11 protein-coding genes, 1 tRNA gene and 2 pseudogenes are annotated in these 12,806 nt (G+C 60.9%); 2 read left to right on the top strand and 12 right to left on the bottom strand.

The genetic code is table 11. The features are described from left to right. Window positions 1–166: 166 nt before the first annotated feature. The 6 genes from tenA to ACZBJS_RS31245 all read right to left on the bottom strand — a co-directional run bounded on the left by tenA (window position 167) and on the right by ACZBJS_RS31245 (window position 6,778). Window positions 167–841 carry a thiaminase II gene (gene tenA / locus ACZBJS_RS31270; RefSeq protein ID WP_229188777.1) on the bottom strand — a complete coding sequence of 225 codons (675 nt, stop codon included), beginning with the start codon at window positions 839–841 and terminating at the stop codon, window positions 167–169. Between the two features lie 722 nt (window positions 842–1,563). Continuing rightward, the gene (locus ACZBJS_RS31265; RefSeq protein WP_463439700.1) at window positions 1,564–2,346 is read right to left on the bottom strand and encodes a C13 family peptidase; all 783 of its coding nucleotides are present in this window, start codon (window positions 2,344–2,346) and stop codon (window positions 1,564–1,566) included. A 140-nt stretch (window positions 2,347–2,486) separates the two neighbouring features. Continuing rightward, on the bottom strand, window positions 2,487–3,254 hold the full coding sequence (locus tag ACZBJS_RS31260; RefSeq protein WP_076834264.1) for a DeoR/GlpR family DNA-binding transcription regulator: 768 nt from the start codon (window positions 3,252–3,254) through the stop codon (window positions 2,487–2,489). 151 nt (window positions 3,255–3,405) lie between these two features. Next, window positions 3,406–4,404: a 4-hydroxythreonine-4-phosphate dehydrogenase PdxA gene (gene pdxA / locus ACZBJS_RS31255; RefSeq protein WP_057020626.1), complete on the bottom strand. Its 999-nt coding sequence runs from the start codon at window positions 4,402–4,404 to the stop codon at window positions 3,406–3,408. After that, window positions 4,401–5,708 carry a four-carbon acid sugar kinase family protein gene (locus ACZBJS_RS31250; RefSeq protein ID WP_168857131.1) on the bottom strand — a complete coding sequence of 436 codons (1,308 nt, stop codon included), beginning with the start codon at window positions 5,706–5,708 and terminating at the stop codon, window positions 4,401–4,403. The genes pdxA and ACZBJS_RS31250 overlap by 4 nt, the downstream gene beginning before the upstream one ends. Before the next feature lie 29 nt (window positions 5,709–5,737). Then, on the bottom strand, window positions 5,738–6,778 hold the full coding sequence (locus ACZBJS_RS31245) for a 2-keto-3-deoxygluconate permease (protein WP_463439699.1): 1,041 nt from the start codon (window positions 6,776–6,778) through the stop codon (window positions 5,738–5,740). A 454-nt stretch (window positions 6,779–7,232) separates the two neighbouring features. On the opposite strand from ACZBJS_RS31245, the gene ACZBJS_RS31240 reads away from it, so the two are divergent. Further along, complete coding sequence (locus ACZBJS_RS31240; RefSeq protein WP_316398265.1) at window positions 7,233–7,535, top strand: hypothetical protein; 303 nt, start codon at window positions 7,233–7,235, stop codon at window positions 7,533–7,535. Between the two features lie 459 nt (window positions 7,536–7,994). On the opposite strand, the gene ACZBJS_RS31235 is transcribed toward ACZBJS_RS31240, so the two are convergent. The 3 genes from ACZBJS_RS31235 to ACZBJS_RS31225 all read right to left on the bottom strand — a co-directional run bounded on the left by ACZBJS_RS31235 (window position 7,995) and on the right by ACZBJS_RS31225 (window position 9,783). Continuing rightward, window positions 7,995–8,084: transfer RNA gene (locus tag ACZBJS_RS31235), tRNA-Ser, on the bottom strand. 244 nt (window positions 8,085–8,328) lie between these two features. Further along, window positions 8,329–8,964, bottom strand: a complete 636-nt coding sequence (locus tag ACZBJS_RS31230; RefSeq protein WP_456855593.1) for a hypothetical protein — start codon at window positions 8,962–8,964, stop codon at window positions 8,329–8,331. A 543-nt stretch (window positions 8,965–9,507) separates the two neighbouring features. Then, window positions 9,508–9,783 carry a DUF2285 domain-containing protein gene (locus tag ACZBJS_RS31225; RefSeq protein WP_253589667.1) on the bottom strand — a complete coding sequence of 92 codons (276 nt, stop codon included), beginning with the start codon at window positions 9,781–9,783 and terminating at the stop codon, window positions 9,508–9,510. An 89-nt stretch (window positions 9,784–9,872) separates the two neighbouring features. Here ACZBJS_RS31225 and ACZBJS_RS31220 point away from each other — a divergent pair, with 89 nt between their 5' ends. Continuing rightward, window positions 9,873–10,106, top strand: a complete 234-nt coding sequence (locus tag ACZBJS_RS31220; protein ID WP_253589666.1) for a helix-turn-helix domain-containing protein — start codon at window positions 9,873–9,875, stop codon at window positions 10,104–10,106. A gap of 906 nt (window positions 10,107–11,012) precedes the next feature. On the opposite strand, the pseudogene ACZBJS_RS31215 reads toward ACZBJS_RS31220, so the two are convergent. The 3 genes and pseudogenes from ACZBJS_RS31215 to tnpB all read right to left on the bottom strand — a co-directional run. Next, window positions 11,013–11,180: pseudogene (locus ACZBJS_RS31215) on the bottom strand (transposase domain-containing protein); the annotation flags it as partial. Window positions 11,181–11,317: 137 nt separating this feature from the next. Continuing rightward, window positions 11,318–12,157 (bottom strand): annotated as a pseudogene (locus ACZBJS_RS31210) (recombinase family protein); the annotation flags it as partial. Between the two features lie 498 nt (window positions 12,158–12,655). Next, on the bottom strand, window positions 12,656–12,806 hold a 151-nt coding region (tnpB, locus tag ACZBJS_RS31205; protein WP_463439719.1), incomplete at its 5' end, for an IS66 family insertion sequence element accessory protein TnpB.

The raw sequence follows: 12,806 nt of genomic DNA, 5'->3' as shown, positions 1-12,806 counted from the left end.
CTGATCGCTATTCTGCCGCTCATAACGGTCTGGTTGCAGGTTCGAGTCCTGCCGGACCCACCAAAATCATCAAAGAGAGCCCAATTGAGACCAAATCTGCGGATAGCTTTGCCAACAAATTCGAACCGATGACCTTCAGGTTATAAGCATGACAGTTTCCGAAGCGCTATTCGACACGCTGGCCCGCGCGCCAGCCCATCTCCCAGAAGTCTGCCTCGAGACGAGTAGCTTCCTTGAAGATCGCAATCAGCTCTGCCTCGCGGGCCGGGGTGGCGTAGAGATCAGCGAGACGTTCCAAGTGTGCTCCCGCTTTCGCCGCGACCTCTTGGTATGGCGCACCAGCGTACTCGGCAATCCACACGCGATAGGGGTTCGTCGCAGCGTTCGCATCGGGTTGGGCAGCCAGCCGCTTCGCGATCTCCGCGTACCCGATCACGCATGGGGCCAGCGCCACCTTGAGTGCCAGCAGATCGCCGCGCATTCCAGCATCCAGCACGTAGCGAGTATAGGCTAGCATCTCGGCCGCCGGAGGGGTCTGTTCAAGGTCGCTTGGGGACAGACCCCAACCGGCACAGAGTGTCACATGAAGGTTCATCTCGACATCAAGGATGGCCGAAAGACCGGCCGCTGCTTCACGCATGTCGGCAAGCTTGGGCGATTTGTAGACCGAGAGCGCGTAGGCGCGCGCGAACTCGGTGAGGAACAAGTAATCCTGAGCAAGATAATAACGAAATGCCGGTTCGGCGAGCGAGCCGTCTGCCAATCCGTTCGTGAAGGGATGCTCGGTGTAGGCGCGCCACTCAGCAGATGCCTCTGTCTTTAGACGCTCCCAGAAACTCACGTTATGTTTCGCCTGGCTTGTCATGAACCGCTTTTGATTCCTTCCCATAGCCTGAATTATGAGGCTGACCTTGGCCGGCCGCGGCGATCTGCCGGCGCGCTGCCGTATGGAGGTCGCTTGCCGTCGATCGCTGGGCTTGAGTGCGTTCTCACGTTATCACCTACAGAACGCAACGTCCTGGTCCAAGATTCGACTACTGACAATCCGTACCAGTTTCGCGCCAATAACAACCCGCACGAAGGGCGGCGAACGTGGTCGAATTCGACGAAAAGGCAGGAAACTTAACAGCGGCGACGATTGTCCCACCGCTCATAACGGTCTGGTTGCAGGTTCGAGTCCTGCCGGGCCCACCAATGAGATCAATAGACTTACTTCGTTCTCGTTGCCCGCAGCGCGACGACCGCACCAGAAACCGCACCAGATACGTGCTGTTTTCGTTCACACCAAAGTTCGCAACGGCGTCAGGCAAGCTCACCTGCTGATGAGTGAACGTGACAGTGCCATCCACGATCCTCGCCTTCGGCCGACGGAGAGGCACCGACAGAAGCAGTCTCTCCCTTTGGCGGTGAAGTCGGCTATCTCCGGCAAAGCGGAAGTCAGCCATAACGCCAATCAAGTCCGCTAAGGGGCCCGTAGCAGACATGCGGCGCGATGCGGTGACCAGATCAACATGGACGAGGTTGACGGCACCCACCGGCGCCGGCCGCAAACGCGGCCGGTCCTCAAGGACGCGCAATGAGCAACGGCTGCACGTTTGCGCCGCCTGCCATCAGGGGATTCGACGGCTCGAAGCGAGCGCGCAGTTCTCGCTGCTGGACGAGCGAGCGTGCAACGACAAAGGCGTTCTTCAGGCTTCTGGCTTGCCGGAGTGCGATATTGAAAAAGGCGTTGCCGAAGTAGGTCCACTTGGCTTTGTCCCGACAGCCGAACGATGAATGGTCGGCATCGGCCGCGGTGATGACCAACGTATCGGGGTTCGCGAGACGAGGGATAAAGACCCCGGAATAACAGGCAGAGATGACCACCACCTTGTATCGCATGCCGGTCCGCCCCAACATGGCGGCGAGATGGGACGGCGTGAGCGTTTGCGTAAGCCGCCCGGCTTTGATTGCAAGCCCGTCGGGGGAGCCGTGCGAGGTGAGAATCAAGAACAGAACATCATTCTCGGCGTCCATCCCATTGGCCGCCGCCTGCAAGGACTTAGCCAGGCCTTCAATCGTTGCACCTCCGCCTTTCTTCGAATTGAATTGCACGTTGACTGGGCCGCTCCCGAAACGACCCGCTACGACCTGTGCTGCGCCGGTCGCCTCGCTTCTAAACACGCCCTGATCGCCGAAAAGGCCGAACGACACCACGCTCACCTTGCGAGCGTCCCCAACGGCGTGCACCGGCGAAGCCAGCGGCGCGACGGTCAAAGCAAAAGCGACGAGCGGCGCGCCAAGCCGGCTGATCCAAGAGCCGATCCAAGTGCCGTTCCAAGAACCACTCCAAGACTTGCACGCCATGGCGAACCTCGTTTGGTGATCGCCACCTAGCATATGGCGATTCAAGTTGACGGCATTGCGCCCCGGTTCAGCGATTCCTTACCGCAACCCCGCCTCGGTCGATATTTTTCTCCGATCACGCGAAAAATTGCGATGCCGGCTCAGCGAACGCCGGCAACGATCACGCGCGCTCCCGCGTCGGCGAGACGCTTGCACTGCTCCTCAGATGCGCCGACATCAGTCACCAGAGTCCAGCGCGGCGGCAGCGGCGCCCAGGCCATCTGTTCGGCGCGGCCGAGCTTGCTGGCGTCGGCGAGAACGATGACTTCCTTCGACTGCTGCATCATCAGCGACTTCAGTGCGACCTGTTCGAGATCCGCTTCGCACAGGCCACGGCCATTCACCACGCCGTCGGCGCTCATGACGGCGCGGTCCGCGGTCATGCGCCGCAACGCCTCATTGGCGAGCGGCCCCATGGTGCTCATGCTGGTGGTGCGCAGCGCGCCGCCCAACACCACAAGCTCTATGCTCGGAGCCTTGGCGAAGAAGGGCAGCAGCGCAAGATTGTTGGTGATGATGCGCAGCCGCCGATGCTGCAGCAGTCGGCCGAAGGCTGCGACCGTCGAGCCGGCATCGAGAATCAGCGTGTCGCCATCCTCGATCAGATCGATCGCCGCGCGCGCGATCGCCTGCTTCTGTTTGCCCTGAACCGCGAGGCGCTGCTCGAGCGTCGTCTCGTTCGCGTGGGCGGTGAGAATGGCGCCGCCATAGGTGCGGCGCACGGCATTGTTCTTGGAAAGATGCTGCAAGTCGCGCCGCACGGTGGAAGCGGAAACGTCGAAGCGCCGCGCGAGATCGTCGACATCGATCTCTCCCGCGTTCAGTGCTTCCAACAGACGAGCGTGACGCTCCTTGCTGCGCATCGACATCGAACCTCAGCCCCCGGATTCATTGCCGTCAGCCGAGCTCGACCGTATCGGCTTCGCGGCACGGCCGATGGATACCACGATGCATCGGCCGCGCAATGTCTGCGCTTAACGCGCATCTCGCTCCTCATCCTGAGGAGCCCGGGCAGCCCCCTCAAGCCGCCTTCTTCGGCGCGAGATCGACCGCCTGCCGCAGCGCTTCGATCAGGCTGCGCTCGTCGGCGATGCCCTTGCCCGCGATGTCGAAGGCGGTCCCGTGATCGACCGAGGTGCGGATCACCGGCAGACCAACAGTGATGTTCACACCGGCTTCCAGCCCCAGCACCTTGATGGGTCCATGGCCCTGATCGTGATACATCGCGACCACCATGTCGTAGTCGCCGCGGCCGGCCAGGAAGAACAGCGTGTCGGCAGGCAGGGGGCCGTGCACGTCCCAGCCCTTGCGCTGACAGGCTTCCACGGCCGGCGCGATCTTCGCGGCTTCCTCGCCGCGACCGAACAACCCGTTCTCGCCGGCATGCGGATTGATGGCGCAGACGCCGATCTTCGGATTGGCGACGCCGGCGCGCACCAGCACGTCATGCCCGCGTGCGATGACACGCTCGACGAGGCCGGGCTCGATCTTCTCGATCGCATCGAGCAGGCCGATATGCGTGGTCACGTGAATGACGCGGAGTTTCGGCGACACCAGCATCATCGATACTTCCGGCGTGCCGGTCAGATGCGCCAGGAGCTCGGTATGGCCGGGATATTTGTGGCCGGCCGCATGCAGCGCTTCCTTGGAAAGCGGCGCGGTGCAGATGCCCTGCGCGAGCCCTGCCTGCACCACCTGCACGGCTTTCTCGATGTAGCGATATGCCGCCTCACCTGCCGTCGCCGACACCTTGCCGAACGGCAGATCGTCCGGCACCAGCTTCAGGTCAACGCACTGCACGGCCTTCGACGCAAAATTCGCCTGCTTCGCGTCGCTCAACGCATCGACCTCAAGCGGCACGCCGACGATCTGACCGGCCTTGCGCAGACGGTTGGAGTCGCCGATCACCAGCGCATTGCAGATCGCCCGCACCTGCGGCTGCGCCAGCGCCTTCATGATCACCTCGGGCCCGATACCGGCCGGATCTCCCATGGTGATCGCAATGGTCGGACGAGTCATATGAAACTTCCTCTGGTTCGGACGGCGCGAAGCCGCTCGCTGATGCGGATGAGGCTGTTCTCGTCACCGAACGCGCCCGCTTTGGTGGCGATCGGAACAGACAATCGGCCAAGAGTAAGGCCGAGCGATACGCCCGGCTCGATTTCGTCGGCAAGACGGATACCGTTGACACCGAAGCGCGACAGCATCGCCGCGGCGGTTTCGCCGCCGGTCGCAGCGAAGGCGCCGATCGCGGGTGCGACGGCCTCAAGAGCGTCGGCGAGCCCCTTGGCGAGCTGCGGGCCGAGCGACATGTCGGGGTGATCATCCATCATGATCTCAACCAGTGTATCGCCGCCGCCGGCAAGTCGTTTCATCACGTCCGCGGCGAGCGCCGCCCGGCCGGCACCATCGTTGAGCAGCGTTTCCGGCGCGACCGGGAAATGCGCCACGGTGCCGGTCGCCTCCAGCTCGCGCGCGGCGGCGCGAGATGCGCCGGCGAGCGAGCCCACCACGATCAGGGTGCCGGATGCGCTCGTGGGAATGCGCAGCGGCTCGACGGCATGGCTGACTTCGAGGCCGGCCAGCGCATGCGCGAGGCCGGCGCTGCCGATGAAGAACGTTGCGGGCGATGCATGCAGGCTCGCCTCCGCGATCAAACGCAGATCGTGTTCAGTCTCGGCGTCACAGGCCGCGACCACGTCGCCCTCCCAGGCGAGCCTCGCGAACGTGGCTTTGAGATCGCCACCGCGCACGGCAGCGAGCTTGACCTTCTCACCGCGAACGCCCGCGGTCGCGAGAACGTCGACAAGATCGGCATTCGGGTAGGTGTGGTCGCGGTGCCAGACCTCGGCCTCCTCGAGGGGGCGGCCTCTGACCAGGATACGCCCGTCGATGGTGGTCCGGCCGGTGGCCGGAAAGGCCGGCGCGAACACGCCAAGGGCCGGACCCGACCGTGACTTGAGATGCGCAAGCGCGGCGGCAGTCTCCGCTGCAGGTTGCCCCCGCAGCGTCGAGTCAATCTTCTTGAAAAGAATACGTCCGTCTTCGCAAAGGCGCGCCAGCACATCGGCATGGCGGGCTGCAGCGGCCTCGGCCGAAAGGCCTCGACTCGCGGCATCGTAGGCCAGGACGGGCAGCTGGTAGCCCGACGCGTCGGTCACCTCACCCCACGTCACCGCAGCCGCACGCCCCCTTCTGCCGAAGGCGATCGCACAGTCCGCGGCACCGGTGAGATCGTCAGCGACGATCAGCCAGCTTTGGCTTGACGCGTTTTCTTGACGCGAACCGGTATCCACTTCGCTCGAAAACGCTTTAGGGGCCATCTTCAGCGACCTGCTTCAGTGACTTTGCCTCAGTGACTTGCCTCAGTGACAACCGAGCGCGCCGCGGGGGTCATCTTGCCGGCAGAAGCCACGTTGTTCTCTTCTGCAGGCTCCTCGACGTCGCGACCAACAAAGCGGGCTGTCCAGGCGGTGACGATCGGCACGAGGATTGCGGTAACCACGACGCACGCCGCGACGAGGATAGTCGCCGGCCGCGCCGCGTCCGCATAGGCTGGATTCGCCGCGGCGACAATCGCCGGGACGGCCGCCGCATTACCGGCCGTCGAGGCCGCCGCAACACCCGCGACACCATTCCCGCCAGTGATGCGATCGGCGAGGAACAGCGGAATGCCGGTCACAACCACCACGGCCACTCCCATGCCGAGGCCGAGCAGGCCGGCCTGCCAAACCTTCGACAGATCGAGGCCGGCGCCGAGCGCGAAGGCGAAGAACGGGATCATCACAGGCACCGCGCGGCTCAGGAAGTCGCGCATCTCTCTGTCGAGATTGCCGATGATCATACCCACCACCAGAGGCAGGATAGCGCCCACGAGGGTCTGCCATGGAAATGCCGAGAGGCCGGCGACGCCCAAAGTGATCATGGTGAGGAAAGGACCGCTCTCCAGCGACATGACGGTATAGGCGCCGACGTCACGCGGACGTCCATATTGGCCCATCAACGCCATATAGAGACCGCCATTGGTGTCGTTCATGGCGGCGACGATCGCGAGCGTCGAGACACCCGCGAACATGCCAGCTGCGACCGGAGTCTCTCCCAAAATGCGGCCGAGGATCAGGCCGAGGACAACGGCCACGCCAACCTTCACGATCAGCAGGGTGCCGCCCTTCTTCACAATATAGGGGGTCGCGCGGAAGTCGATGCTCGCGCCCATGCAAACGTAGAACACGGCGAGAATTGTCAGCGCGCCAGAGAACAGTGCGCCGGTGAATGAGCCAAAAAACTTCGGGGTATCGGGAAAGAAGGTCGCAATAAGCGCCCCGACCAACAGAGGGACCACCATCATCCCGCCCGGCACGCTCTCGATCGCCCGCTTAATTGGAACCTGCATTTCTGTTGTCCTCCCGCACACCGCGCACTTCCGATCATTTTGCGCGTTTTGCTATAAAAACGAGCAAACGGTGGCCATATATGCTCATATCGCGCAGTATTCAAGACCTATTGCGCATTTTGCGCAAAACTGACCCGATCATTCGCTCCGTCAGATGCGATTGATTTTGCTCGCGGGAGAATGCCAGGGAATTGGGTCATGAGAGGTTGGGCATGGTGCTCATCGCGCAGATGCTCGAAACGCTTACTTGGGGCAACACCCACCGAAGCCCCGACCGTCGCATGCTTCGGCCGCAAGGGTGCCCGGCCGGGCCCTCGCCCGCAGGCGGGACACCGCCTCGGCCAGCGGAACGTCGGCCTGTAAGTCGTCGCGCTCGCGCAGGCTCTCTTCGGGCGCTAGTACGAAACCTCCCAAGACCGCTCTGAGATTGCCTCGGTATTGCAGGCGAAAGCCGTTGCGCAACGGCCGATGGGCCTACTTCTTCGAGCCTCCAACGTGGGCACGTGCGCAAGGGTGTCACGTCAAGGCGAAGGGACTCGGTGAGAACTACAATGCGGCCGTTGAGCGCGCCGAGTACGTTCTTCTGCCGGCCTTCGACAGCTGGCGGTCTCACGGGCTGACGGAGTGGTTGCAGAGCGAGGAGCATGTCGTCGGAGCTTTTGAGATTTCGCACTACCGCCCCAAGGAGCGGCCCAATAGCGTGAAGTTCGTGCATCCGAAGAAACGGCGAGGAAGCCTGGTGGCCGCTTTTCGATGATCGGGGCGAATCACTTTTCCCCGAACTGATGGCCGAGCTCAATGCCATCAAGCAGGTCACGGTTTCGGGTCTGGTCTTCAGGCGCGATCACGCGCACCGCAAGTCGCGTACTCCGCCACCGTGGATACTGAGCGCACGGACCTCCGCTACCTGCGCAGCGTCGTGAAGGACATTGTCGCCGCGGCCGGCATTTGATCCGAGCTTTCATTCACCTCGTTCCGCCACGGCGGCTTCACCGAGGGTGCCGACAGCGACCTGACCGACGCGGAACTGCGCGCAGCCGGCCGCCACAGGTCTGCACGGCAATTGCCGATCTATGCAAAGCGGACCCGTAAACAGCTGATCTCGGGGACCCGGAAGCGCCGCGAGAAGCGAACAAAAGCAGCCGGTTTGTCGGAATAGACGCGGCCGTTTGTCGGAATGACAACTACGAGGGCTAACCTAAGCTATTGAAAAGCTTGGTGGGCGCACCAGGGCTCGAACCTGGGACCCGCTGATTAAGAGTCAACCATGGATTGAGAACAATCAATGACTTGCCGGTCGCATCCCCGGGCCTGTCCGACCGAAAATGGGCATCCGTCGCACGGTCATAATCGTTGGTTGCATTGCCTGTTAACCCTCGTGGCGGGTGCAGGAGAAGTCGCGATCGTGCCGCGCGGCGCCTTGGTTTCGATCCTGCGGTTTGCGGGTAGGAAGAGTCCCAACTTCCTGCCGGAAGCCGGGCTCTGGAGTGTCTGGCAGGCGATCGGGCTCAAGGCACGTTTTGCCGTGACGCAGTCCCCGAACTGTTAGTCTAGTTGGCCCCATTGCTTGGGAACAGCACCTTGTAGGGAATTCCCAACTCATCCACCTCATCGAATTCATGGATGGACAGATAGGGACTGCCCCCTTTCAGAAGCTTTTTCACTTCGGACCGACCGAAGGTGATCCTGTCGAGAAAGCTGCGGATTGCCCTAACCGATTGGTTCGCCCGCTCTACGCTTTCTTTGACGTGGGATTCACGCCGAGCTTTGATCGCAACCGCGAGATCAATGTCGCCCAAATCCGCCTTATCGGTGAGATAGCTGCCAAATACGCGCACCCCAGTAACCTTGTGCGTGAGCTCGTCGCGTTCATTGATGCTGACCACGCGAACCAGAAAGGTTTGGAGTAAGGCTTCGGCCTTCTCTCTCGAAATACGCGAGATGAACCTCGCATTGCATAGCTGCCTCCCAAGAGGTGCAACTAGATAGTGTGTTTTGTCATTCTCGTGACGTATCACATAGCCCGCCCTGACCAGGGCCTCTTCGATTTCCTGCTTCCGGCCGCCATTGACCTTGAACTGCTCTCCAATGGCCTCAGCGGGAAAGCTTACCTCGTGAAACCTGAGAAAGTCCCGCAACTTGATCAAGCGAACTCCAGCAAGCGTCTCGTTCTTCCCCACCTGCATTATTGATCTCTCATGATTTGAAGATTTGCGCCTACATACACGATGCACAGAAGAGTGGTTAACAGCCACGCATCCTTATTCGCGTCCGACAACGCGGTAGACACTTGCTCGGCTGATCCTGACGCGACTCGCGATTGGCTCGCGCCTAGAGCATGTTCTTTTGCCGGAATCGAGATTCCCAGAGACGATTTCTGATTCAAACTCCACGCTGGGGAACGGCGGCCAGCATGGATGATGCGACCCTATTCGGAAGACCTCCGCGAACTCGCTCTGGCGAGGGCTACCGCCGTGCCAATGGCATTCGACGCATACCTGTTCGCAACCGTCAATGACCATCTGAAGCGGGTTGTCACTGGGGCCGCCTGTCGAACTCAGGCTTTGCGTCCTCCGATATGCAGCAGCCAACAAGGATTGCGGCGCAATAGTTACAAACGACCGCGTAGTGGGAAGTCCCTAGTTTGACACCACGTGGTGCCTCCGGATCACCACACATTGGCTGGGGGATACGATTTCTATATCCGCGCTTGAATCGACGGATTTCTTCTAATTCGACCCTACACCACGTAAGACACGTCCCCGTTCCGTCATCCATTTAGCGCGCGAGAGATGGCTCTGGTATGCGTTGTGCGCGCGGTCCGCCTCACGCTCCGGATTGATATGTAGGACGATTCGGGCCACGTCCCGCCAGTCCGCCCCCTCACCCTCGGCCTGCAGAAGGCGAATGTAAGTCACAACGTGCTGCTCATCGTAGAATGTCGGCGCCGGCTCAGTGGGAGCCAGGTCAGCCACATCAGGATCGAGCGGCGGTGTCTCCTGCATAATCCCTTCCAATAGCCGCGCCCCCAAGGCTGCGAGCTTGAATACTATAGTCTGTAGTCCTTTAGTGTTCAAGGCAACACTGTGAGGGTGTGAAAAGCCCCAATCTGGCCTTCGGAAAAATCATTGCTGGCCTAAGGCTTTCTGCTCGCCTTTCGCAGGAAGAGCTGGCCGATCGGGCGACTATTCATCGGACGTATGTGAGTCAGATCGAACGAGGGCTGAAATCCCCCACGATCGTCACGCTCTTTCGCTTGGCGAAAGCACTTGACACGACCCCCAGCAAGATTCTGAAGCAACTCGAAATTGACATTGGCGCGGCGTGACCATGCGAACGTCTACATCCGTGTCGCGGCTAGGCTGTCCCGCCTTCGGACAATGTGCGGAAGGTCAGAACCTCGGTACCGATCCTCCACATCGTGGACGCCGTCGCAGACGCGCTCGCGGACCGAGGGCTGGTGGGCGCTACGATAGGTGTGATGGCGGGAGACGGCACGCTCCATGCCGGCATGTACCACGAGCGCCTCGCCAAACGAGGATATTCCTGCCTGATACCAGATGCGAAGGCGTAGCGCGACGGTGGCTTCTGGTGCTGCCACAAGCGTGGGGGGATCAGGGAAGATCGTAGGTTGGCAGGAAACAGTGGGAACGCGTAGCGGGGGAGCGAATCGAACGCCCGACCCGAACGGTCCGGTTCTGGTTTTGCAGCAAGCCGTACCCTGCGGCGACGGGCCAGCAGATTGTCCGTTTTGCTCGCCCTAATATCCTATTCTACGACGAGCACATTATCGACCTATACCATCCGATCTGCGCGCTGTATCGAATGGGGTGAAGATACAGAGACAAAGGGAAAGTCGCGTAGCAATGCGGTCGCGCGACGGCCGTCCACAAAAAACGTCGCACGAGACTCGTATTGGTCTCGACCGCCATCTCGCGAAGGTACTGGAAAAGAAGGCCTTTTCCTTGGTGGGCGCACCAGGGCTCGAACCTGGGACCCGCTGATTAAGAGTCAGCCACGGATCACGAATAATCAATGACTTGCCGGTCGCACCACTGGGCTTATCCGGCCGAAAATGGGCATTCGTCGCACGATCATGGTGCTTCGCTTCGCTGCCTATTGCGGGAGTAGCTGAGAAATTTCGTTCAAGGTGGAAACCTAGCGCATCTCCGCACGAACGGTCCGCTTTACCATTCCTTCCCGCTCGAGTAGCGTAAGCGGCAAGCTGAGGCCGTCAGGCTGCGTGGTTCCATGGCATAAGCGCGTCGATTTGGCTGCTCGGCCAGCCGTTGGCGATACGCTGAAGTGTTAAGGCGAGCCAGGCGAACGGATCGACGTTGTTCATTTTCGCCGTCTGCAGCAGCGTTGCGATGGTCGCCCAGGTTCGTCCGCCGCCGTCCGCCGCGGTCCGGACCCGCTTCCAGTCCATCCCATCCACCAGTGCCATCAACTGCGCAGCATTCAGCTGCACCCGATGATGCCCGATCCGCGGCCAGCAGAACCTCGCCTTCTCAAGCCGTTTGGACCGTTGGTCTTGAGAATTTTGAGATTCTCCTGGAACTGCTCCCACGTGATGTAGCCGGGATGGGCATCCGGGATACAAGCCAGCCAGTCATCGTGGTCACGCCGCTGCAGAGTCTTCTTACCGTCGATGGTTCGTCGATAGCGCCGGCGTCCATAGGCGTAGGCGCCGGCATACCGCGGATTGTTCAAGACGCGTATCGCCGTTGACGCGGTCAGTGTCCGAAACACCGTGGTCTCGCTGTTGCGCAGACGCGAGGGAAACAGAAGGCCCTCCTTGCGAAAGGCCTTGACGGTCTGGCATGCGGAGCCCACGCGAGAGAACGTGTCGAAGAAATGGACGATTGTCTCCCTGATCTGAGTGTCGGGATCGAACGTCACGTTGCCGGAGTGGTCATAGATCAGCCCGGTTGGCAAGACGCAGCGGTACTCGCCGCGCCTGACCTTGTTGAGGATTCCGCCGCGCAGCCTTGCTTTGATCACATGCAACTCGGCCTCACTCATTGTGCCCTTGAGCCCGAGCAGGAGGCGGTCATTGAAGCTTGACGGATCGTAGACGCCATCCTCATCGAGGATCAGGGTGTCGGCTAGTGCGCAGATCTCCAGCAAACGCTGCCAGTCAGCATTGTTCCGCGCCAGGCGGGAGAAGCCCGCGACGATCGCGAGCGCGCGCGAGAGCAGGATCAGCTCTTCCTCGATGAAGCTGTTCGCGAGCGGCTGACCGCGATGACCGTCGACTTCAAAAAGCTTTGGGCAGATCCAGACACGCCGGATCGTGAACGCAAACGGCTGCTCGCCCACATCATCGAAGATGTCACCCTCATCAAGGTGCCGGCGGAACGAACCACCAAAATTCATGTTCGCTTCAAGGGCGGCAAAATCCAAACGCTCACCACAATGAGCCCAAAATCTTCCGCGCAGCAGGTCAAGACGCAACCCGGTATCGTCGAGTTGATCGACAAGCTCCTCGACAAACACATCTGTTCAGAGATTGCCGAACTTCTCAACCAGCAAGGATATCGCCCGGGTGGATCAGCGCGCCCTGGCCGCCACGAGACCCGCTTCACGGCCTTGCGGGTCGCATATCTCGTCCATCGCTATGGCTTGCGCTCGCGCTATGACCGACTGCGAGATCGCGGAATGCTGACAAAACGGGAAGCCGCGGCGCGCCTTAACATCCACGAAACGACCCTCGCAAGGTGGGCTGAACATGGACTCGTTACCAGGCATGCCTACAATGCACACTATTGCCTATACGAGATTCCCACATCGAACCTGCCCCGCAAGCAATGCAGCCGATGGAATCGTCTTGTCGATCGAGCCGCCGCCCTCACGACGTCACTGGTGCTAAAACCCTCAACTGAAGCTGAAGGAGGTGTAGTATGAATGCACGTAGTTTAAATAGAGGCACACGCCGGAGCCATCCCACCATACGATCTTTATTCGGTCGGCTCTTTTGGCGCGGAACACATAAAGCGCACCGTCGAACGGATCTGAGCCGGCATCG

The sequence above is a fragment of the Bradyrhizobium sp. KZN70725 genome (assembly GCF_055264925.1).
The sequence above is the reverse complement of the archived record's forward strand: the minus strand, read 5'-3'. Positions and strand labels throughout refer to the sequence as shown.